Source organism: Leeuwenhoekiella sp. A16, from assembly GCF_047946675.1.
Taxonomy (GTDB): domain Bacteria; phylum Bacteroidota; class Bacteroidia; order Flavobacteriales; family Flavobacteriaceae; genus Leeuwenhoekiella.
Window position 1 is genome coordinate 879,957 of sequence record NZ_CP172313.1, and the last position, 23,621, is coordinate 903,577.

Consider the following 23,621-nt stretch of genomic DNA (forward strand, 5'->3'; position numbering starts at 1 on the left):
ATTTTCACTACTGCTTATGGGCTTTTTTGACTTCCTCACCGAAGAAATAGCAATAGATCTTGGTACCGCAAATACATTAATAATACACAACGATAAGGTGGTTGTAGACAGCCCTTCTATTGTAGCAAGAGATCGTACCACAAATAAGATAATTGCCGCAGGAAAAGAAGCTGCCATGATGCAGGGTAAAACGCATGAGAACATAAAAACCATAAGACCTCTTAAAGATGGTGTTATTGCAGATTTTGATGCAAGTGAGCAGATGATCAGCATGTTCATTAAAGAGATACCTGCACTTAAAAAAAGAATGTTTGCTCCGGCTTTGCGTATGGTTATTTGCATACCTTCTGGTATTACAGAAGTTGAGATGCGCGCAGTAAAGGAAAGTGCAGAACGTGTAAATGGTAAGGAGGTTTATCTTATTCACGAGCCTATGGCAGCAGCTATAGGTATAGGTGTAGATATCATGCAACCTAAAGGAAATATGATTGTTGATATAGGTGGGGGAACTACTGAGATCGCAGTTATTGCTTTAGGAGGTATTGTTTGTGATAAATCTATTAAAATAGCAGGTGATGTTTTTACAAATGATATCATCTATTACATGCGTACTCAGCATAACCTCTATGTAGGTGAACGCAGCGCAGAAAAAATTAAAATACAAATAGGTGCGGCTACAGAAGATCTTGAAGTGCCGCCAGACGATATGAGCGTGCAGGGGCGTGACCTTTTAACAGGTAAACCAAAACAAGTACAGATATCGTATCGTGAGATTGCTAAGGCTCTTGACAAATCTATTTTGCGTATTGAAGATGCTGTTATGGAAACCTTGTCTCAAACACCTCCTGAACTAGCGGCAGATATTTATAACACGGGTATCTATCTTGCTGGTGGAGGAAGTATGCTGCGTGGACTAGATAAGAGATTATCTCAAAAAACAGATCTTCCTGTTTATATAGCAGAAGACCCATTACGTGCTGTGGTGCGTGGCACCGGTATAACGCTGAAAAATTTAGCGAAATATAAAAGCGTACTAATCAAATAAGGTTGAGCTTGATTCATGCAGCAAATTTTAAATTTTTTAATCAGGTTTAGAAACTTCCTGCTTTTTATTGTCCTGCTGCTTTTATCGGTTTTTTTTACAATTCAATCGCATTCTTATCACAGAAGTAAGTTTATAAATTCGGCCAACTTTTTATCGGGCGGGTTTTACAACAAACTTGATGATCTGGATAGTTATTTAAATCTAAAAGTTCACAACAAAGAACTGGTTGAAGAAAACAAAAGGCTGCGGGAGATCGTATTCAATTCTAGTGATTCTGTAACTACGTCTACAGACACTACTCATTTTGATGGCACATATCGTTTTGCAACTGCACGTGTCATCAATAACAATTACAGTTTAAAAGATAACTTTCTCACCCTGCGCGGCGGAAGAAATGATAGCATTAAACCAGATCTGGGAGTAATTACCAGTAAAGGTATTGTAGGCATCATAGACAAGGTTTCTTCTCGCTTCTCTACCGTTGTTAGTATTCTTAACAGAAACTCACAGATCAACGCAAAACTTAAGAAAAGCGGGCATTTTGGTATTCTTATTTGGGACGGTAAAGATCCTAATTTAGTTAAGCTTGTTGATGTACAGCAAAAAGCTCCTGTGGCTAAAGGTGATACGATTGTAACAGGTGGGAAATCAACTATTTTCCCTGAAGGAATTGGCATAGGCACCATAAAAGATTTTAAGCTTGATGCGAGTGAGAATTATTACACCATCACCATCTCTCTCTTCAACGACATGACAAATCTGGGTTATGTCTATGTTATAGAAAATCTTGACAAAAACGAAATAAAAACCTTAGAACAGGCTACGATAGATGAACAATAGCATTGCCAGAAACGTTTTTCGGTTTATACTTCTTGTTGTGTTGCAGGTAGCGATATTTAATCATATCAACTTCCTGGGTTTTATTAATCCGTATCCTTACGTATTATTCATTCTTCTATTCCCAATAGGAGATAATAAAGCAGCTCTTATAAGTTTTAGTTTTTTAATTGGCATAACTTTAGATATGTTTAGCAATAGCGGGGGTATGCATGCAGCTGCATCTTTAGTAATGGCATACAGCAGACCATGGATATTAGGTTCTGTATTTGGTGTAGCTTACGAGTACAATTCTGTCAAGGTAATAAATACATCTTTCGTAGAGCGGTTTACGTATTTTGCCATTTTGATCGTGATTCATCATTTTGTATTATTTCTGCTTGAATCTTTTAACTTTTCAGATATAATTTATATACTGAAGAAAACGTTACTCAGTGGAATATTCACTCTTATTCTCAGCCTAATTTTTGTAACACTATTCAGCGTTAAGCGCAAATGAGAAAACTTTTACTAATTACCGTCGTTTTAATCTCAGGACTTGCATTTACAGGAAGATTATTCTATTTGCAGGTACTTGATAATTCTTCTATACGCCTTTCTGAAAATAACGCCATAAAGCGTATTTACGATTACCCACAAAGAGGGCATATCTATGACAGGGAAGGAAAATTACTCGTAAGTAATCAACCTTCATACGATGTGATGGTAATACCTCGTGAGGTAAAAGCTTTTGACACGATCGAACTTTGTGAATTGCTCAAAATGACAAAAGAGCGCCTCAATGAGCGACTTAATAAGGCGAGAGTATATTCACCCAGACTGCCATCTGTTGTTATACCTCAACTCACCAAATCTGAATATGCCTACTTACAGGAAAAAATGCGCAAATATGAAGGCTTCTATATTCAGAAAAGATCATTGCGGGATTACCAAATTGATTATGGTGCAAACTTCTTAGGCTATATCGCAGAGGTAAATAACAGAGATATCAAGCAAAACGCTTATTATGAGTCTGGTGATCTTATTGGTCGCCAAGGTGTAGAGCAACAATATGAAGAAGTATTACGCGGTGTAAAAGGCGTAAAATATGTACAGAAAGACCGTTTTAACCGTGACATAGGTGCGTATAAAAACGGTACACTCGACACATTACCACAACCGGGTAAAGACATTAAACTTACAGTAGACTCTGAGCTGCAAAAGTATGGCGAAGAATTAATGGTCAACAAAAGGGGTGGTGTCGTTGCAATTGATCCTTCTACCGGTGAAATTTTGGCTTTGATTGCCGCTCCTAATTATGACCCTGCTCTACTAGTAGGGCGTGAACGCTCTAAGAATTTTACAGATCTATATTTAGATAGTATTTCTAAACCCTTATTTGACCGTGTTCTACAAGGTGAATATCCCCCGGGATCACCATTTAAAACATTAAACGCATTAATTGCTTTACAAGAGGGAGTAGTAGATGTTAATGAGAGTTTTGCTTGCCATGGCGGATATTATTACGGCTCCAGAGGCCGAAAATTAGGCTGTCACCACCATGCTAGTCCACTAAGTATGATTCCTGGTATCGCCAACTCATGCAATGCTTACTTTGCTAATGTTTACCGTCGTACAATAGAAAAATATCCAACACCACAAGAAGGCATTGAAGTCTGGAACAAGCATCTTGCAAGCTTTGGGCTGGGTCAATATTTGGGCTATGATCTCCCAAGTGGAAGACCGGGTTACATTCCAGATAGTACTTACTACAATAAAGCCTATCAATACCCAACCTATAAATGGTACAGTACTGCAACCTTATCTAACTCAATAGGCCAGGGCGAGGTTATTACAACCCCTATGCAACTTGCAAATGTTACGGCAGCAATAGCTAACCGCGGTTGGTTTTATACTCCGCACATTTTAAAAGATATTGAAGGTAAAGACACTATTCCTGAACAATACAGAACAAAACACCATACCACTATAGAACCTAAATATTTTGACCCTGTAGTGCAAGGTATGTTTGATGTGTATAACTATGGTACGGCTTCCACTCTACAGATTCCCGGTATCGAAATTTGTGGTAAAACCGGAACTGCAGAAAACTTTACTAAAATAGACGGTAAACGCGTACAGCTCACAGACCACTCTATTTTTGTTGCTTTTGCACCTAAAGACAACCCAAAGATTGCTCTAGCCGTTTTTGTTGAGAATGGATATTGGGGTTCACGTTATGCCGGCAAAATTGCCAGTTTAATGATCGAGAAATACCTTAAAAAAGAAATTACACGTAAAGATCTTGAAGACTGGGTGCTAACCCATAGTTTAGAAGATGAATATGAAAAACCATTAAGCGGAGAACCATTTAAGATTAATTATTAATGAATAGCTTTTCAAGATCAGTTAGTAATTTTGACTGGCTTATCATTCTACTTTATCTGGCACTTGTTTCCATTGGCTTGATAAATATTTATTCCGCATCTATAGAGCCTGATGTAGTTACAGGCTCATTTGACCTTTCAAATCTTTACACAAAACAATTAATCTGGATAATTCTAAGTCTGGTAATTGTTGTGTTTATTCTTTCGCTTGAAGCGAAATTCTTTGAACGTTTTGCCAGTGTTATCTACATCACTTCCCTCCTGTCGTTATTGGGGTTGTACGTTTTCGGTAAAAATATTTCAGGAGCCACAAGCTGGTATGCCTTTGGGAGTTTTAGCTTACAGCCCAGCGAGTTTGCCAAGGCGGCAACTGCTCTTGCACTGGCCAAGTATCTAAGCGATATACAAACAAATGTAAAGACGCTCCAGCATCAACTAAAGGCATTTTTAATAATTGCCTTACCGGCTATTTTTATCATACCGCAGCCAGACCCGGGAAGCGCGTTAGTTTATGCTGCATTTTTCTTCCCACTTTACAGAGAAGGCTTATCAGGAATTTATCTAATTGTAGGATTAACTTCTGTCGTTCTTTTTGTACTAACACTAGCGGTAGGCCCAATGTATGTCATTGCCGCAATTCTGCTGGTTGCAGTAATTCTATTGATTAGGAAAAGAAAAAAAAGAACAGGTAAAAGTCTGCTTTATATATTGCCTATTGTATGTATAGGATTTGTTTTCTCTGTAAATTACATTTTTCAAAATGTATTTGAACAACGCCATCGCGATCGCTTTAATGTGGTTCTGGGTAAAGACGTTGACACGAAAAGTATAGGTTACAACACTTATCAATCTGAAATTGCCATAGGAAATGGTGGCTGGCTGGGTCGCGGCTTCCTAAAGGGAACGCAAACAAAAGGAAATTTTGTACCAGAACAGCATACAGATTATATTTTCAGTACCGTAGGTGAAGAATGGGGTTTTGCAGGTAGTACGCTTGTTATATTCCTGTTTGTAGGTTTAATGATGCGCATTATTTACCTCGCCGAAAAACAAAAGAATCAATTTAGTAGAATTTATGGGTATAGTGTCGCCGGCATTCTCTTTATACACTTTCTGGTAAATATTGGTATGGTTACGGGTATCTTTCCTACTGTAGGAATACCGCTGCCATTCTTTAGTTACGGTGGCTCCGGACTTTGGGGCTTTACAATACTCCTTTTTATATTCGTAAAACTCGATGGAAACCGTGCAAATGAATGGTGATTTTTGACCGTAAAAGTGAGGTTTTAGGCCTTTTTGACTGATTTTTATTTCAACCAGCTTGATAAGCTTCTAAAAATCCCAATTGCTATACGATTTAGAAGCTTCTAATTTTGTCTCAAGCTCATCATCCAGTTTTGGGAAAAAGTCAATCCCGGTTAATTCTTCAATATTATCTACCGTTGTCACAAAACTGTTCAACGCTTCAGCTGATTTTTTATGCGGCATTAAAAAAGCCAGAACTTTGTAATTATTACCCTGCCTGTCTAATATGATTTTAAAAAATTGTGCAGGAACCGTAACATCCTCATCACCTATACTTCCCAATGCATTATTTAAAATACCGCCGGTAACTACGTAAACACCATCGTATTCTTTAGCCCATCTTCTAACTTGCTGTTCTAACCTATTCCACACACCGCTATTAAAATCGTGTAATTGAGGCGTGATATTGCTGGTGAGAAATGTCTCTAAATAGGCCTGTTTATCAAAACGCCTGTCACCCGCGGGGCATAAATGGCCACGATCATATCCTGAATTTTTATAATTACGCCAGTTAGCAGCTTTTGTAGGCACTGCATTGTCTATTTCAAAATACGGTCTGTCAAAATTATTATCGCTTAATTCATCTTGCTTCAATTCATAAGCAACCCATTCTGCCTGCTCATCTTTTTCGCTATACGACAAGATGTAATAATTATGATAAACAATTTCGCCAGTAGTTGAAGTAGGAAGAAAGAAGTTATTTGCTGTAGGTTTAGCAATTTTACCGCTTTCAATATCAGGCTGACGCACCTGCTCATTCACAAAATCATCTGCGAAATAAATGATAACAGTAGCAGCTACAAAAAGTAAGGGGTAAATATATTTTCGGTTCATGAGGTCATTTAATGTAAAGTCTGCAAACTTAAGCTTTATTCTCAAGTCACTTTATCGATCAAGAACCACCTTTTACATCGAGAGCATCTCTCAAAGCATTTCCTACAAGCATAAATGCCATAACGAGAAACATAATTGCAAGTCCCGGGATAATTGCTAAATAAGCCTTTCCTAAAATAATATACGAGTAATGATCTTTTATCATCGCCCCCCAACTAGGTGTAGGTGGTTGCGCTCCTATTCCAAGAAAGCTCAATCCGCTTTCTATCAATATCGCTCCTGCGAAATTAGCCGCCGAAATAACGATCACAGGAGCCATAATATTGGGTAAAATATGCCAAATAATGATTCGGCTATTTCTATACCCTAACGCCCTTGCAGCGGTCACATATTGCATTTGCTTGACGCTAATTACCTGGCCTCTTACCACTCTGGCCACTTCTACCCACATGGTTAAACCTACTGCTATAAAAACCTGCCAGAAGCCTTTACCCAGAGCTAAAGTGATAGCAATGACAAGAAGTAAGGTAGGTATTGACCACGTTACATTGATAATCCACATTATTGCAGCATCTACTTTGCCACCATAAAATCCGGCTAAACTACCTAAAAAGATGCCTATAATAAGAGAAATCAACACTGCTACAAAACCTATACTAAACGATATGCGAGCACCTATTAGCATTCTGCTTAAAAGGTCTCTTCCGTATTTATCTGTCCCTAAGAGAAAAGTGCGCTCAGTTATATAGGCTTTCGCGAAAGCGGACTGATCCCAATCAATTTTAGAATTTTTAAAGTTATTTCTCTCTATTGATTTTATGAGGTTCATCTCATCATCCTCATTATAGGGAACATATTCTATCTCATCATTTTTAAGTTCGAAAGATGAAATTGGTATTTCTGTATCTGCGCTTTTTTTGCCCATGAAAAAACGCTCAAATCTACTTTGCTCACCTCCTACTTCACCTGGCACAGTTAACATTTTTACCGTAAACCCCGGCTTTTGTGAGTGAATAGACAAATGCATCTGATTTGCATTTTGAGAATCATCTGGAGCCAGTTGGTAAGCACATAGTGCAACTAACCCACAGAGAATAATATATATTAAACTGAAAACGCCCCAGAAATTTCTTTTGAATTTCTGGAGCGCCAGTTGAGTTAATGAATTTGCTTGTTTAGCCATAAGGTTTTAGTCCCTAACGTCTGCAAATTTACCATGTTTAATATTATTGACTTTTAAATCTTCTAATACATTTATAGCCTCTTCCATATAAACATCTTTTGCCAGACTGCTGTGCCATCTGTCACGTTTATCTTGTAGAATTGTATCTTTTGTAAACATTTCCTTTTCATAAGGAAGAGATTCGTAAGTAAGCGGTGTTTTATAATTTTCTAACTCATCAAATCGTTCTGCCTCTTTCTCATTCTCTGCCATTCTGTTCTTATAATCGGTAAAATTCAATGGCCATACTGTTTCACCTTGTTTGCTTTTTATCCACTTTGCATTCTCGTCGATAAGTTGAAGCTGTTTGTTTTTAGCCATTCTTTCTTTACTGCTCCTTATGGTCTGATCATAATCTATGTAACCATCCCAAATTTTATAATCTGCAGGTTCTATCTTATCCCATGGTAAAGGGTTCTCAAGATCTTTTTCACCTATATCAATATAACTGTATCTATCTGGTACAACAACATCACTTTTTACACCTTCAAGTTGTGTAGAACCACCATTTATACGGTAGAACTTTTGCGTTGTTATTTTTAAGGCTCCCATATCGCCCATATCGTTTTGACGTAACCACCTGTTAAGGTCATACACATTTTGTACGGTACCTTTACCATAAGTTTGCTTGCTACCTATAATAACAGCACGTTTGTAATCTTGCATTGCAGCAGCCAGAATCTCACTGGCAGAAGCAGAAATCTCATTAACTAAAATTACTAAGGGACCATCCCAAACGATCGCTTCATCTTTATCTGATAAAATCTCGCTGTCCTGACCATTAGATTTCACCTGTACAACAGGACCATCTTTTATAAATAAGCCCGCAATATCAACAACAGTAGATAAAGAACCACCGCCATTATTTCTAAGATCGATTACTAAACCCTGTACATCCTGATCTTTTAAACGTATGATCTCTTTTTTCACATCTGTAGCCGCGTTGCGCTCTTGTGAATTCTGCATATCAAAATAGAACTTAGGCAAATTAATAACGCCGTATTTTCTATTGTCCTTTTCTACAACAGATGATTTTGCATAAGTCTCTTCAAGCTCTACAACATCTCTGGTAATTGTGATGTTTTTTATACCACCATCAATTTTCTTCTTCACATTTAAAGTAACCTGAGTTCCTTTAGGGCCTTTTATAAGTTCTACAGCATCATCAAGTCGCATACCTACAATACTTGTGGCTGCTTCATCATCCTGTTGTTTAACTTTTAAAATAACGTCACCCTCTTCCAGTTCCTCACCTCTCCAGGCAGGACCTCCAGAAATTATTTCGGTAACGCGTACTTCATTATTTTTCTTTTGTAAACGAGCGCCTATTCCCTGAAACTGACCGCTCATTTGCATATCAAAACGATCTTTATCTACTGGTGCGAAGTAATACGTATGCGGGTCAAACTCTTCTACAATCGAGTTAATATAGACAGAGAAGTAATCTTCACGCTCAAGTTCATCTGCAAAATCAAAGTATTCTTTTAAAGAGCCTAAAGTTGTTTCTCTTGATTCTTTTTCTAATTCTTCATCGGTTTTTTGAGTGTATGAAGCATCGTCTTTAGCTTTTTTCTGCTCTTCTTCCATATTGTCATAGAAGGTGCCAATCGCATTAAATTTTAATTGCTTTCTCCAGATTTCCTTAAGTTCTTTCTCATTTTTAGCATAACTCAGCTTATCGTAATCTGTATCTATAGTTTCCTGTTCAGAATAATCAAAAGGTTCTTGTAAGACTTCAGAATAAATACCTTTAGCTTCTTCCATTCTTTGACGTAAACGATTATAGGTAAGATCAAAGAAAGTAATATCCTCATCTCTTATCTCATCATCTATCTTATCTCTGTAAGCATCAAATTCTTTAATATCGCTGGCAAGAAAATATCTTTTTAAAGGGTCTAAAGCGTCTATGTAATCTTTATAAACTGCTTCAGAGAACTCATCATTAAATTCTTTAGCATCATAATGTCCTCTTTCAAGAACGTAAGATATAAGACTTATAAGTAATTTATCTTTTCCGGGGTCTGTGTCGCTGGTTGTAAAACTACATGAGGCTGCTGCCAAAAGAAAGGCAAGAACCAGGACCTTAAAATTTTTTATCATAACACTTCGCATTTTCATTCTTTCTAGCAATCTACATTAAAAATCGTGCCACAGGGCACAACGGCTAATAATTATTTGTTAAACCAAAGGGTGCCGTATGGCTTGGTAATTTAGTATTTTAGCACAGATAAACCAAACACTTTATGGCTCACAAAAAGCCCTTGATCTTAGTAACAAATGATGATGGCATAACTGCTCCCGGCATACGCGCTCTCATAAAAATAATGAAAACCATTGGCGATGTAATTGTAGTCGCTCCTGATAGTCCGCAGAGCGGTATGGGCCATGCTATAACTGTAAATGACACAATTTATTGCGACCCCATAAAACAGGATGAGAATGTAAAGCACAAAGAATACAGCTGCTCTGGTACGCCTGCAGATTGTGTTAAGATCGCAACTCAGGAAATTATGGATTGTAAACCAGACCTGTGCGTAAGCGGCATTAATCACGGCTCAAACTCTTCTATTAATGTGATCTACTCTGGTACTATGAGCGCCGCAGTAGAAGCCGGCGTAGAAGGTATACCTGCAATTGGCTTTTCTTTACTTGATTATTCACTCGAGGCCAATTTTGAGCATTGTGAGTCTTTTGTAAAGACCATCACAAAAAGTGTTTTAAAAAATGGTCTTGCAAAAGGAATTGTACTTAATGTGAATATCCCAAAATTGTCTGCAGAAAAAATTAAGGGTATTAAAGTATGCAGACAGGCAAATGCACAATGGGTAGAAGATTTTGACAAGCGCACAAACCCCCAGGGCAGAGATTATTACTGGTTAAGCGGGGAGTTTGTAAATGAAGACAAAGGTGAAGATACAGATGAGTGGGCGCTTGCAAATGGATATGTTTCTGTAGTGCCGGTACAGTTTGATCTTACGGCACACCATTTTATTAAAGAATTAAACAGCTGGGATTTTAAATAGTCCGCTTTCGCGAAAGCAAAACAAATGAAATACTATATCATAGCCGGAGAAGCAAGTGGTGATCTGCACGCCTCTAATCTAATGAAAGCCCTGCGTAAAGAAGATAAGCAGGCAGAGTTTAGGTTTTGGGGTGGTGACTTAATGGCTGCCGTGGGTGGCGAGCCTGTAAAACATTACCGGGACCTGGCATTTATGGGCTTTCTGGAAGTGGTGATGAATTTGAGGACGATAACTAAAAATCTGGCGTTTTGTAAAAAAGATATTCTCAACTACCAGCCAGATGTGATTATCTACATAGATTATCCCGGTTTTAACCTGCGCATTGCAGAGTGGGCTAAGAAAAAAGGATTTGCAAATCATTTTTATATTTCACCACAAATCTGGGCCTGGAAGGAAAACCGCATAAAAGCGATAAAACGAGACATTGATGAGATGTACGTTATTTTGCCATTTGAGAAGGATTTTTATGAGAAAAAGCACGATTTTAAGGTACATTTTGTAGGTCACCCTTTAATCGATGCCATTAGTGATCGCAAGCAGGTTCTTCCTGATGCTTTTAGAAGAACACATAATCTCGATGAACGTGAGATAATCGCGCTTCTTCCCGGAAGCCGAAAGCAGGAAATACAAAAAATGCTTGAGGTCATGCTCAGCATTATCGACGACTTTCCTCAATATCAATTTATAATCGCCGGTGCACCCAGTCAGGATGAATCATTTTATGCGCCTTACCTGCACAAAAAGCAAGTACATCTGGTGATGAATAAAACGTACGACATTCTAAGTCTCGCATCTGCAGCGTTAGTAACTTCAGGTACAGCCACTCTTGAAACAGCGCTTTTTAAAGTCCCCGAAGTTGTATGTTATAAAGGAGGCCGCATCTCTTACGAGATCGCTAAGCGTGTAATAAAATTAGATTATATTTCGTTGGTTAACCTGATCATGAACAAAGAGGTCGTAAAAGAGTTAATCCAGAATGATTTTAATACCTCAAGTGTAAAAAAAGAACTCGGTCGTGTCTTAGATGATTATGAAAGAGCTCGTTTATTTATTGATTATTGGGATCTCGAGAAAAAATTAGGTGGTCGTGGCGCAAGTAAGAAAACAGCACAATTAATTGTAAAGTCATTGAAAAAGGAAAAAGAATGAAGAAGGCAGCAATCCTGTTTATGATTTTTTGTTTCGTATTAACTTCATGCGGCAGTTCTAAAAAAGTACCCGCAGCAGTAAAAAGAACGCGAACCGAAAACTCATTACCTAAAGATCAACTACTGATCAATGTTGTGAACAACGCCAGAAAATTTGAAGGCACCCGGTATAAATTTGGCGGTACAACATCAAAAGGTATGGATTGCAGCGGACTAGTCTATGTTGCTTACCAGCAGGAAAATATTGCCCTCCCTCGAGTAAGCCGTGATATGGCCAGCGTAGGAAAAGAAATAAAAACAGATGCGGTGCATGTGGGTGATCTCTTATTTTTTAAAACTAACAGAAGTAGCCGTATAAACCATGTGGGTATGGTTGTAGATATTCTACCCGGGCAGATTTTATTTATCCATTCTACAACTTCGCAAGGCGTAATAATCTCATCGCTTAATGAAGGCTACTGGAACAATGCCTACACAGAAGCTCGCAGAATCATCTAAAAGATTGATTTTTTGGTTATTATTGTAAAGTTCCGCAGTGAGTTTTACAATGAAAGGTTTTAACTACACCATACTTTTTATCACAATGGCCCTTTTGCTGGGCATCCTCCTCTCACCCTATATTAACCTTTCGGCATTAGAGATAGGGGTTATATGTCTCATTTCTTTTTTAGTCCTTTTTAGCACCCATCTCTATACTTTTTATAAGCGAATCAACTCGTGGTCATTTGCTGTACTTACGGTAGTAACTTTTATTTCTCTGGGAATATTAACCTCAAAGCTACAGGACCCTTTAAACACTGTCTCTCATTACGAAAACATACATTTCTCAGCACAATCAGGGGCAATAGTCACAATTAAAGAAGTTCTAAAACCCGGTATATATGCTAAAAGATTTTATGCCGAATTAAATGAACTAGCCGGAAAGAAAACTTCCGGTAAAGTTCTGGTCTACCTTTATAAAGACAGCCTAGACAGATCTGAAGAATTAAAAGTTGACGGCACCTATTTTCTGGCAGCAGAAATTGCAAAAGTACCTGCACCCAAAAATCCCTACCAATTTAATTATAAGAATTACCTCAACAAACAAGGAGTTTATAAGCAGATTTCTATCAATACAAATCAGTTATATGTGCTAAATACTCAAGTAAAAACCCTTAAAGGTTACGCAGCAGTATTTAGAGAAAACCTCCAAAAAAGTATTGAAAATCGGCTGATTAATGCTAAAAATCGGGTAGTAATTGAGGCTTTATTACTCGGTCAAAGACAAGAATTATCAACAGATCTTACCGAAGATTACGCTGCCGCCGGAATGATACATATCCTGGCAGTTTCAGGGTTGCATGTGGGTATTTTTATGCTGCTGCTACAATTCTTGCTGAATCCTCTGGGCAATACTCCCATAATTAAACTTAGTCGCACGGTTTTTATAATTACTGTGATCTGGATGTTTGCGTTTATAACAGGCTTCTCTCCTTCTGTTCTTAGAGCGGCGACCATGTTTAGCTTTATTCAAATTGGCATTTACTTTAATCGAAAAAATGCTGGTTTAAACGCTCTGGTTTTTTCGGCTTTTGTACTGCTGCTTTTTGATTCTTCACTTATTTATGAAGTAGGATTTCAACTCAGTTATCTCGCTGTATTCTTTATAATATGGGTACAACCACTTTTTATCAAATTATGGAATCCACAATTTTTCTTAACCAAGCTTTTCTGGGGTATATTTAGTGTGAGTATTGCTGCTCAAATAGGAGTTTTACCGCTAAGCATCTATTATTTTCATCAATTTCCGGGGCTGTTTTTAGTATCAAATTTGGTGATTTTACCTGTTCTAGGGCTGATTTTAAGCTGCGGTGTTTTGGTTTTATTTCTCGGTTTATTTCATATTTTGCCCGACTTTGTTTTGCAGGTTTTCAATTTTATGATCACCTGTCTCAATGATTTTATAAGTTTGATTGCGAGTTTTGAGAACTTGGTATTTCAACACATCACCTTTTCTGCATTAATGCTTTCAGTAAGCTATCTCCTAATAATTCCTTTTATATTTCTATTAAAAAAGTACAGTTATAAAAGATTTATAACAACACTTACCGCCTTTTTGATCCTGATAATCGCACTTATCTTCAAAAAATCGCAGACCAGATCAGAACTGTATGTCTTACACAAAAATCGACAGTCGCTTTTAATAGAAGAGGCTGGGCAGAAGTTGGCTGTTTATCATCGTGATTCGATTCCGCTAGAAAATTTTGAAAATCAGATCAATGCCTTTCTCGAGAACACTCAGGCCAAAACTATTGAAGAGAAAAGAATACAGAATTACTTTCGCTTTAAGCGAAATGAAATATTGCTTATAGACAGCACAGAGGTTTATAATGTGCCCCATTTAAAGCCAGATTTTGTAGTTCTGACTGAAAGCCCACAGATAAATCTTGACCGACTTATAAAACTTTATCCCCACGTGAAGGTCATTGCAGATGGCAGCAACTACCGCAGTTATGTAACCCGATGGAAAGCTACATGTATTAAAAAAGATATCCCTTTTCACAGCACGTATGAAAAGGGATATTATGAGTTTTAAAGTTATTTAGTCGTCAGCCTGTTCTAAAGCCATGTTTTTACACAAACTCTACTCGACCAAAAAGCTTAGCTTTTAAAGGTTCCGGTAAAATTAGATTGATATTTCTCCCATTCTTCTGCAGTAGTTATCTTCTTAAAATCATCTGAAGCTATTATCTTAAGGTAGATCTCCAGCTGCTCTGGTGTTAAATAACCCGGTAACGGCTGTATAAAATTCCCTTTTTCATCAAAGAAAACCATGCTTGGGTAAGCGTTAATGCCCATTGCCTGCGCAAAATTATGCTGGCTGTTACGCCCCTTGCGGTTAGGATCGTGATTGGGATTGCCATAAGCTTCATCCTGATATTTTATCTTCTCTGTCCCTTCTGCGTTAAATTTTACAGCATAGAAATTAGCATTCACATATTTTACTACGTCTGCATTATGAAAGGTATTCTTATCAAGCATTTTGCAGGGTCCACACCAATCTGTAAAAACATCCATAAAAATCTTACGAGGTTCTTTCTTCTGGGCAGCCAGAGCGTCGTTCATACTCATCCATTTTATCTCTTGGGCTTTCGTCCAGAAAGAAGCTAAAATCAGAAATAAGAGTAAAACATTTTTTTTCATAATATCTTATTTATGCTCAACATTAAAGCAAAAGGTATTCCATAAAATATTAACGAATACCGTGCATCATCTTGACGAGCAACTTGCTTCCTAAAAGCATCAATATTCCGGCACCTATTGGGATTAAAGTAAAGATTAAAAAGAAAGTTGTCATACCATAATCTTCTACAATAGGATCAAGATAACTTCCTGTAAGACCTGCTAAAAAGTTAGCAATAAAGTTGGCTACAAACCAAACACCAAACATAAGACCCACCAGTTTTACCGGAGCAAGTTTACTTACATAAGAAAGACCTACCGGTGATACACATAGCTCACCCAAAGTATGAAAGAGATAGGCGAGAATTAAAAATATCATGCTTACAGAAGCCGTTTTTGCTCCCTGTGGTATACCCATAGAACCAAATGCAAGAATAGCAAATCCCAGCCCTACCAGTATAAGACCAATTGCAAATTTAACCGGCCCTGATGGATTTAGTTTACTCTGCCATATCTTAGAAAAAAGCGGTGCAAATGTGATAATGAAAAATGAGTTGAGAATTCCGAACCATGATGCAGGTACTTCTGGTGCTTCATCTGCAAATTGTCTGCCTAGCATCCATATTACAATTGCCCAGATAATAACAAAACTGGTTCCCAATAAAATATTTGCTAAAGCATATTTTGAGAATGTTTGTCTAAATAGTCGTATTAAAACCCAACTAATTATACCCACAGGAATTACAGTGAGTAACGTATTAGCTATTTTAAATATTAATGCACCATTACCTTCAAGAACACGATCTGTATAATCTGCGGCAAATAATGTCATAGAACCACCTGCCTGCTCAAATGCCCACCAGAAGAAAATAGTAAAAAATGCAAATACACCTATAACAATAAGGCGATCGCGTCTTACTGTGGCATGGTTTGCATCTTCTTGTACTTCTTTAAGTTCTTCTTCCTGCTCTGCGGGATTTTCTTCACTAGCCTCAAAATCATTATAAGCCGATGGAGACAAACCTATTTTTCCGAATATTTTCTGGGCGTAATAAAACTGCAGCATACCAAAAAACATAAATACACCTGCAAGACCAAAACCATAATGCCAGCCTAATTGCTCTCCTATATAACCACAAAGCAAAATACCTAAAAAGGCACCTGCATTTATACCCATATAGAAAATGGTATAACCGGCATCTTTCTCCTTACCCTGACTTTTATAAAGCTGACCAACGATTGAAGAAATATTGGGTTTAAATAATCCATTACCTACTATAAGAAGACCAAGACCTATAAAGAAAAAAGGATCTGAAAATATCTCGAGAGCCATAGAAGCATGACCTAAAGTCATCAAAAATGCACCTAAAATAATTGCATTTCTATAACCCATTAGCTTATCTGCAATCAAACCACCAATTATAGGCGTCAAGTAAACTAAACCAGTATACCACCCGTATAACATTAGCGCATCTGCACGCTCCCAGCCCCAGCCTTCATCTATAATAGAAGTAACCAGAAAAAGCACTAACAAAGCACGCATACCGTAGTAAGAAAACCGCTCCCACATCTCTGTAAAAAAGAGAACAAAAAGACCCGACGGATGTCCTAAAACTGTTTTTTGATTTGTGGCAGAACCGCCATATTTAAATTCCATATTTTCCTAATTAGTATATTATAAATTCTCTTTAATGAAATTGGTCATCTTGGTATAAAGATGCAATCTTGTATTCCCCCCATAGATCCCGTGATTTTTATCAGGATATATTGCCCAGTCAAATTGCTTATTAGCTTGCACCAAAGCTTCAATTAATCGCATGGTATTTTGCACATGTACATTATCATCTGCACTCCCGTGAACCAATAAATACTTTCCTTTAAGTGTCCCCACGTGGCTCAACGGCGAATTATCATCATAACCGGAAGCATTTTCCTGAGGGGTAGACATATAACGCTCTGTATAAATACTGTCATAAAATCTCCAACTTGTAACCGGCGCTACAGAAATTGCCATTTCAAACGTATCTGGCCCCTGAAAGAGACAATTAGAAGACATAAAACCGCCATAACTCCAGCCCCAAATTCCTGTTCTGTCTGCATCAATATAATCACGCTCGCTTAATAATTTCGCAGCAGCGATCTGATCTTCAACTTCATATTTACCCAATTCATTTTGAGTCATTTTCTTAAAATCACGCCCTTTTAAACCCGTTCCACGTGGGTCTACACAAGCAATAATGTAACCATCTTGCGCAAGCATCTGGTACCAGTAATCATTTGATCCGCTCCAGCTGTTTGCAACACTTTGTGAACCGGGACCCGAATATTGAGTCATAAAAAGTGGATACTCCTTATTAGGATCAAAGTTTTTAGGTTTTATCATCCAGGCGTTGAGATCTTCCCCGTTTATGGGCAGTGTAAAAAATTCCTTTTGTGAAATCTCATACTCACCCAGTTGATTCTGTAAATTAGTATTGTCTTTTATCTTTCTTATCAACTTACCGTCTTTAGCCCTGTTGAGTGTGAACACATATGGTGTTTCGGCATCAGAAAAAGTATTGATGTAATAGGTGAAATCTGTACTAAAATCGGCATTATTAGTACCTTTTTCGGCAGAAAGTGCCTGTTTTTTAGACCCATTCAGCCTAACAGCATAAACTCCGCGGTTTATTGATCCATTCTCTGAGCTTTGGTAGAAAACACGATTTGTTTTAGGATCATAGCCGTAATAAGAAGTTACCTCCCAGTTTCCTTTTGTGATCTGGTTTTTAAGCTTTCCTGCTTTATCATACAGATAAATATGATTCCAGCCATCCTTCTCGCTTGTCCAGATAAAGTTATTGTCATCTAGAAAAGTAAGATTATCTGTAACATCAACGTAAGCAGCATCTGTATCTTCAAGTATACGAGAAGCTTTGTTTTGTGAAGCATCAACAAAAATAAGATCAAGCTTATTCTGTTTTCTGTTTAAGGTTTGCACTGCAAGAATATCATCTTCATTTGTAAACTGAAGTCGTGGGATGTAGTAATTCTCATATTGAGATAGATCTACATCTGCTATCACCTTTGTCTCCAGGTCGTAAATGTGAAGACTTACTGTAGAGTTAGGCTCACCTGCTTTAGGATATTTAAAGACATCCTGTTTTTGATAAAGATCAGTCCCATAAACATCCATAGAAAATTCTGGTACCGCCTCTTCATCAAACTTTATAAACGCAAGTTTATCTCCTGTAAGATTCCAGTCGAAAGCTCTTACAATAGAAAATTCTTCTTCATAAACCCAATCGCTAATACCATTGATTATCTTATTCTTCTCGCCATCTTTTGTTAATTGTAGCGTCTCACCAGAGACAAGATTCTTAATAAAAAGGTTATTGTCTACACCGTAGGCAACTTTAGACGCATCAGGTGAAAATGTGGGTTCTTGTATAGGTTGATCTGCAACTTTAGTAAGCTTTTTAGAGGCTGTATCGTAGACGTAGTAGTCACCTATTGAGGATCTGCGAAAAATAGATCTCACATTAGTACCCAGTAATATCTTGCTCTCATCTTTGCTAAAATCATAGCTTACAAAATTCTCTATTGGCAAATCTGCAGCGCTAACGATGGTGCGCAGTTTTTCACCTGTTTCATAACTATAGAGATCTATGGTGCGGTTACCTTGTGACCGGTCATAATTTAAAAGAGAGTATTCTTTACCGTTCTGCATGGAGTGCAAACGATCCATATACTCCATTCTAAAAGTACCATTCCAAATTTCTTCTAGGGTTATAGATTTTTTTTGGGCGGTTGCCCCAAAGGTCATCAGGAAGAAAACGATGACGCATTGCAGATTCAACTTCATATTATGTGAACTTCTTAAAAATAGATCGCCAAGTTTACTAAAAAATAAGCAAAGAAAGGGCGATTATGCTGTTAAAAGCCTAAGAGATATAAAGCGTAAGACGCTTTCATTTAAGAATTCTCAGTGATATTTTGCTTTAACACTGCATTTTAAACTATGAATAAGTAACAATTCATCCTGTAAACCCAGGTTGTACGAGATTCTAAAAATCTGCCTGTAGCATAGTAAAAATGGTATATTTGTGCATAAAATCTCCTTTTTGTCTGCTATGACCAAAACAATTCAAGGCTTTTCTAAACTTTCTAAGACCGAAAAAATAAATTGGTTAACCCAAACTTATCTCAGCGATAATCCTTCCGCTCAAGGCATTCTCACACAGTATTGGAATACCAATGAGAAATTGCAACAGCTGCATGATGAATTTATAGAAAACACCATTTCTAATTACTATTTACCGCTGGGTATTGCGCCTAATTTTATGATCAACGATCAGGCGTATGCTATCCCCATGGCAATAGAAGAAAGCTCTGTGATCGCGGCGGCAAGTAAAGCAGCAAAATTCTGGATGAATCGCGGTGGTTTTAAGGCCGAAATTCTGGGCACAACTAAAATAGGTCATGTGCATTTTACCTTTACAGGGAAATCAACAGACTTGCAAGAGTTTTTTAATACGATCAAACCAAAACTAATAGCCGAAACAAAACCACTTACCACCAGCATGGAAAAAAGAGGTGGTGGCCTGCTAGACATAGAACTTAGAAACAAAACAGAAGAACTCAATAATTATTACCAGCTTCATTGCACCTTTGAAACTAAAGATGCGATGGGCGCTAATTTTATCAATACCTGCCTTGAGCAACTTGCTGCAACGCTTACACGAGAATACGACGTTTATAAGCAAAAAGAGCAATTGAAGAACGAATTGATAATTGTGATGAGTATTTTGTCTAATTACGTTCCAGACTGCCTTGTACGCGCTAGCGTGAGCTGCCCTGTTGAAGATCTGGCTGAAAATGATATAGACCCCCAAATTTTTGCTACTAAGTTTATTCAGGCGGTTAAAATTGCAGAAGTAGAACCTTATCGCGCCGTCACACATAATAAAGGTATCATGAACGGTATTGACGCCGTTGTGCTCGCTACCGGAAACGATTTTAGAGCTGTAGAAGCAGGAGTTCACGCCTATGCGGCTAAAGATGGCATGTATAGCAGCTTAACTCATGCTAAAATAGAAAACGGCATTTTCACATTCTGGATGGAAATTCCGCTTGCATTAGGAACTGTGGGCGGACTCACAAAACTGCACCCACTGGTAAAATTAAATCTTGAACTTCTGGGAAATCCATCGGCCAAAGAATTAATGATGATTACTGCCGTTGCAGGACTTGCTCAAAACTTTGGCGCTGTAAAATCTCTTATAACTACAGGAATTCAAAAAGGGCATATGAAAATGCATTTGATGAATATCTTAAATCAATTGGAAGCTACAAACTCTGAAAAGGAACGCGCCATAGAGCATTTTAAAACTGCACAGGTTTCTCACAACGCTGTTATAGAACTGGTAGAAGCTTATAGACAATGAGCAAAACATTTTACAGCAATGGCAAATTACTCTTAACCGGTGAATATGTTGTTCTTGATGGCGCTCAGGCTCTGGCGATACCTACGAGATATGGCCAATCACTTACAGTTGATAAAGGAAGTAAAAACGGCATTAGCTGGCGAAGTCTGGATCACAAGAATAACACCTGGCTTGAAACGTTCATTTCCGCCGAACAAATAATTGCTTACAACAAAGACTCAAAGCCGGCTTCTGTTGAAGAGCGTCTACTTCAGATTTTAGCAGAAGCTAAGCGTCTAAACACTAATTTCCTCAAAGATGATTTTCAGTATCAAGTTACAACGCACTTAGATTTCCCCACAAACTGGGGTCTTGGTACATCTTCTACTTTGATAAATAGTATTGCTGAATGGGCAGAAATTAATGCTTACGAATTATTAAACAGCACATTTGGAGGCAGCGGCTATGATATCGCCTGCGCGAAAAATAACACTCCCATTCTATACCAGATAAAACACGATAAGCCGGAAGTTAAGGCTGTAAAATTTCAACCTGATTTTGCAGACCGCATATTCTTTATTTATCTCAACCAGAAGCGCAATAGTCGTGATGCTATAGCATCTTATAAAAATCAGCCTAAAACGGCATTAAATCGGGTAAAAACGGCAATTACTGACCTTACTTACGAGATTTTAGAATGTGATAATCTATCTGGTTTTGAAAACCTGCTTAAAACACATGAAAACCTCCTTTCTGAGCTTATAAATTCGCCAACTGTACAGTCAGTTTTATTTTCAGATTATAATAGCGGAATAGTAAAAAGTCTAGGTGGCTGGGGTGGTGATTTTGTAATGGCCACCGGAAGTGAAGAAGACATGACCTATTTTAAAAAGAAAGGTTATGAAACGATCATTCCCTTTTCTCAAATGATCTTAAAATAAAAACCACCCTTAAGAATAATCTCTAAGAGTGGTTTTCTTACAATAATAAAAGGTGTCTTAATTAATAAAAGTTAGATCTTCTATCATCTATATCTGCTTCATCTTTTAGCGCCTGTACTACATTATTACTTACTGCTGCACGATTTGCACTTGTTTGCTGCATTGCAAAACTTGTATAATTATCCATAGCTGCAGCCGGGTTCACTTTAGTAACTTTTGCAACGTATACACCTCTGTTTCCTACAATAGGAGCAGAAACCTGTCCCTCTTTTAAAGAGAAAACAGCGCCTACAACTTTAGGCTCAGTACCAGCTCCTGCAATAGTAGGGTTTTTAAGATTCAATGCTGATGCTGTTTGAACAGTTACATTTTGATTTTTGGCAATAGCCTGAAGATCGGTTCCAGAAATCTTATTTTTTATAAGTTCTGCTTTCTTCTCATTACGCACAAGAGGAGTTACACGAGCAGATGCATCTTCTACGCTCATTAATCCCTTTTCTCCTTTTTTAGTAAGTTGTACTACCAAGTAACCATCTTCTACCTGAAAACGCTTAATATCTCCTGTATTAGTTTCATCTTCAAAAGCCCATCTTACGATCTCACGCTGACTTCCCTCACCAGGAATATTCTCATCTAATATTTTAACGCCGTTTACCGGGCGCACAACATAATTGCTGTCTTTAGCGATCTCACTAAACTTTTGTTTATCTGCATTAGTGCTCATCTCAAACTTAGTGGTTGTTGTGAAGACATCGTTAATCGTCTTTTGAGATGGCTCTATAGCTTTTGCTACAGTAGCAACTTTTATAGCGCGTTGCTTGTTCTTTTGATCTTCTATGTGAATAATGTGGTATCCAAAATTTGACTCTACTACGCCAATATCACCTTTTTCACCCTCAAAAATGAAATCATTAAAAGGCTGCACGTACATATTCTTTGGCGCATAATCTAGCTCACCACCTTTATCCCGACTACCACCATCTGCAGAATATTCAGGAGCAAGTTCTGCCAGCTTAGAAGGATTACTTTTTATAACAGCAGCAAGACTATCTGCAAGCGTTTTAGCCTGAGCTTTAGTTCTTGTTTCTGCACCTGCATTTTGCAAACCTGCATAGGTTAATAAAATATGTGATGCTTTAACTGAATCTGGTAATTGCTTTACAGCAACAACTCTGGAAACCTTATAAAAACCATTGTCTTTATATGGCCCGTAAACATCTCCTACATTTAGATCGAAGATGCTGTCTTTGATAGCTGCAGGTAATTCATCCTTGAAGAAGAATCTATCATCAAAACGAAGATCTGAATATTCATTCACAAATTCTTCCGGGGTAGCGGTTTTTGCAAAACCGGTTACGGTATCGTTTATTTTCGCAGCAGCGTTATAAGCAACTTTACTGTTTAAAAAAGCAGCAACTTCATCTTTTACCTGATTCTCATCTCCTAATGTTGCTTTCTCCTGAAATTTCACAAAACGAAGATTTCTTGTAGCTTCAGTTTGATAATCCTCTTTATGAGCATTGATATATTTCTGCACATCATCTTTAGTCACTTCAATATCTTCATCTGGAATTGAAGAATAAGGAATCTGTACATATTCTATATCACGCGTATTATTTTCCATTTCATAGGCAAGCTTTCCTTCTTTTAAGGTTGCGCCTACACCTGCTTTCACAAGGTTGAAATAAATGCGCTCTTTCTCTCCTTTTGCCAGTTGGTTCTCATATTCTACCCACTGGTTATACATATCCTGATTTGTAGACTTTAATGTAGCTACAAATTCTCTCATTTTGCTTTCGCTGAAAGTACCATCTTCGTTTTGAAAACGAGGATCTTCCTGCAACGCATCTTTTAAGATATTGTTTAACCTGTCCTGCTCTATGGTAATACCAAGTTCTTGAAGTTGATCATCAAGAAGTAAACTTCTCAATTCTTGATCCCATACTGCATTCATTGCACGAGTAGTAGTCATTGCAGAACCATATCTGCTCGTTTGCACCTCTACTTTACGCGCAAAATCCTGTTGATCTATCTCCTGACCATTTACTACAGCCAGAACGCGTTGTGATTTTTGTGATGAGAATCCACCGCTCTTAAGAACATCTGCAAGCACAAAAGAAAACAATGCAAGTGCAATGATGATGATTAAGAATACTGAACGCTGTCTAATCTTGTTTAAAACTGCCATTTTTATAAGTATGTTATCTAAGAACCTTGTTGATTCTCAATAGTGCTGATTTGGTTCACGCGACATCAGTCAAAAAAACCCGCTTTTATCAGTTAACTATTTTTTATTAATTAGGGGGCGAAAATACCATTTTAAATGAAAAAAT

General features: G+C 37.6%; 18 protein-coding genes. 11 read left to right on the top strand and 7 right to left on the bottom strand.

Features of this window, described 5'->3' with window-relative positions:
• Positions 1-16: 16 nt before the first annotated feature.
• Genes ACH3O9_RS03845 through rodA form a run of 5 tightly spaced genes read left to right on the top strand, consistent with a single transcriptional unit; the run spans position 17 to position 5,511 of the window.
• Positions 17-1,045, top strand: a complete 1,029-nt coding sequence (locus ACH3O9_RS03845) for a rod shape-determining protein (RefSeq protein ID WP_416444571.1) — start codon at positions 17-19, stop codon at positions 1,043-1,045.
• 15 nt (positions 1,046-1,060) lie between these two features.
• Positions 1,061-1,885 carry a rod shape-determining protein MreC gene (gene mreC, locus ACH3O9_RS03850; protein WP_416444573.1) on the top strand — a complete coding sequence of 275 codons (825 nt, stop codon included), beginning with the start codon at positions 1,061-1,063 and terminating at the stop codon, positions 1,883-1,885.
• Entirely contained in the window at positions 1,875-2,381 is a 507-nt protein-coding gene (locus ACH3O9_RS03855; protein ID WP_416444575.1) for a rod shape-determining protein MreD, read from the top strand. The genes mreC and ACH3O9_RS03855 overlap by 11 nt, the downstream gene beginning before the upstream one ends.
• Positions 2,378-4,249, top strand: a complete 1,872-nt coding sequence (gene mrdA / locus ACH3O9_RS03860) for a penicillin-binding protein 2 (protein WP_416444577.1) — start codon at positions 2,378-2,380, stop codon at positions 4,247-4,249. The genes ACH3O9_RS03855 and mrdA overlap by 4 nt, the downstream gene beginning before the upstream one ends.
• On the top strand, positions 4,249-5,511 hold the full coding sequence (gene rodA / locus ACH3O9_RS03865; protein WP_416444579.1) for a rod shape-determining protein RodA: 1,263 nt from the start codon (positions 4,249-4,251) through the stop codon (positions 5,509-5,511). The genes mrdA and rodA overlap by 1 nt, the downstream gene beginning before the upstream one ends.
• A gap of 69 nt (positions 5,512-5,580) precedes the next feature.
• Here the strand turns inward: rodA and ACH3O9_RS03870 are convergent, their stop codons facing one another.
• From ACH3O9_RS03870 to ACH3O9_RS03880, 3 genes are read right to left on the bottom strand one after another with little or no spacing between them, the layout of a single operon-like run.
• Positions 5,581-6,387: a DNA/RNA non-specific endonuclease gene (locus tag ACH3O9_RS03870; RefSeq protein WP_416444581.1), complete on the bottom strand. Its 807-nt coding sequence runs from the start codon at positions 6,385-6,387 to the stop codon at positions 5,581-5,583.
• Between the two features lie 58 nt (positions 6,388-6,445).
• Positions 6,446-7,570 carry an ABC transporter permease gene (locus ACH3O9_RS03875; RefSeq protein WP_416444583.1) on the bottom strand — a complete coding sequence of 375 codons (1,125 nt, stop codon included), beginning with the start codon at positions 7,568-7,570 and terminating at the stop codon, positions 6,446-6,448.
• A 6-nt stretch (positions 7,571-7,576) separates the two neighbouring features.
• Positions 7,577-9,709 (bottom strand): carboxy terminal-processing peptidase, encoded by a 2,133-nt coding sequence (locus ACH3O9_RS03880; RefSeq protein WP_416444585.1) that lies wholly within the window; start codon positions 9,707-9,709, stop codon positions 7,577-7,579.
• 143 nt (positions 9,710-9,852) lie between these two features.
• Between ACH3O9_RS03880 and surE the strand changes: the two genes are divergently transcribed.
• From surE to ACH3O9_RS03900, 4 genes are read left to right on the top strand one after another with little or no spacing between them, the layout of a single operon-like run.
• Positions 9,853-10,632, top strand: a complete 780-nt coding sequence (gene surE, locus ACH3O9_RS03885) for a 5'/3'-nucleotidase SurE (RefSeq protein ID WP_416444587.1) — start codon at positions 9,853-9,855, stop codon at positions 10,630-10,632.
• Positions 10,633-10,656: 24 nt separating this feature from the next.
• The gene (gene lpxB / locus ACH3O9_RS03890; protein WP_416444589.1) at positions 10,657-11,781 is read left to right on the top strand and encodes a lipid-A-disaccharide synthase; all 1,125 of its coding nucleotides are present in this window, start codon (positions 10,657-10,659) and stop codon (positions 11,779-11,781) included.
• Positions 11,778-12,278 (top strand): C40 family peptidase, encoded by a 501-nt coding sequence (locus ACH3O9_RS03895; RefSeq protein ID WP_416444591.1) that lies wholly within the window; start codon positions 11,778-11,780, stop codon positions 12,276-12,278. The genes lpxB and ACH3O9_RS03895 overlap by 4 nt, the downstream gene beginning before the upstream one ends.
• Positions 12,279-12,315: 37 nt before the next feature.
• Positions 12,316-14,355 carry a ComEC/Rec2 family competence protein gene (locus ACH3O9_RS03900; RefSeq protein WP_416444593.1) on the top strand — a complete coding sequence of 680 codons (2,040 nt, stop codon included), beginning with the start codon at positions 12,316-12,318 and terminating at the stop codon, positions 14,353-14,355.
• 65 nt (positions 14,356-14,420) lie between these two features.
• On the opposite strand, the gene ACH3O9_RS03905 is transcribed toward ACH3O9_RS03900, so the two are convergent.
• The 3 genes from ACH3O9_RS03905 to ACH3O9_RS03915 are packed head-to-tail and all read right to left on the bottom strand — an operon-like array spanning position 14,421 to position 18,786.
• Entirely contained in the window at positions 14,421-14,963 is a 543-nt protein-coding gene (locus ACH3O9_RS03905) for a thioredoxin family protein (protein WP_416444594.1), read from the bottom strand.
• A 49-nt stretch (positions 14,964-15,012) separates the two neighbouring features.
• On the bottom strand, positions 15,013-16,599 hold the full coding sequence (locus ACH3O9_RS03910; RefSeq protein ID WP_416444596.1) for a peptide MFS transporter: 1,587 nt from the start codon (positions 16,597-16,599) through the stop codon (positions 15,013-15,015).
• Between the two features lie 18 nt (positions 16,600-16,617).
• Complete coding sequence (locus tag ACH3O9_RS03915) at positions 16,618-18,786, bottom strand: S9 family peptidase (protein WP_416444598.1); 2,169 nt, start codon at positions 18,784-18,786, stop codon at positions 16,618-16,620.
• Positions 18,787-19,054: 268 nt separating this feature from the next.
• On the opposite strand from ACH3O9_RS03915, the gene ACH3O9_RS03920 reads away from it, so the two are divergent.
• Both ACH3O9_RS03920 and ACH3O9_RS03925 read left to right on the top strand, forming a co-directional pair.
• Positions 19,055-20,368 carry a hydroxymethylglutaryl-CoA reductase, degradative gene (locus ACH3O9_RS03920; protein ID WP_416444600.1) on the top strand — a complete coding sequence of 438 codons (1,314 nt, stop codon included), beginning with the start codon at positions 19,055-19,057 and terminating at the stop codon, positions 20,366-20,368.
• Positions 20,365-21,288 (top strand): GYDIA family GHMP kinase, encoded by a 924-nt coding sequence (locus ACH3O9_RS03925; protein ID WP_416444602.1) that lies wholly within the window; start codon positions 20,365-20,367, stop codon positions 21,286-21,288. Before ACH3O9_RS03920 ends, ACH3O9_RS03925 begins: the two co-directional genes overlap by 4 nt.
• Before the next feature lie 61 nt (positions 21,289-21,349).
• Here the strand turns inward: ACH3O9_RS03925 and ACH3O9_RS03930 are convergent, their stop codons facing one another.
• The gene (locus ACH3O9_RS03930) at positions 21,350-23,476 is read right to left on the bottom strand and encodes a peptidylprolyl isomerase (RefSeq protein ID WP_416444604.1); all 2,127 of its coding nucleotides are present in this window, start codon (positions 23,474-23,476) and stop codon (positions 21,350-21,352) included.
• Positions 23,477-23,621 lie beyond the last annotated feature (145 nt).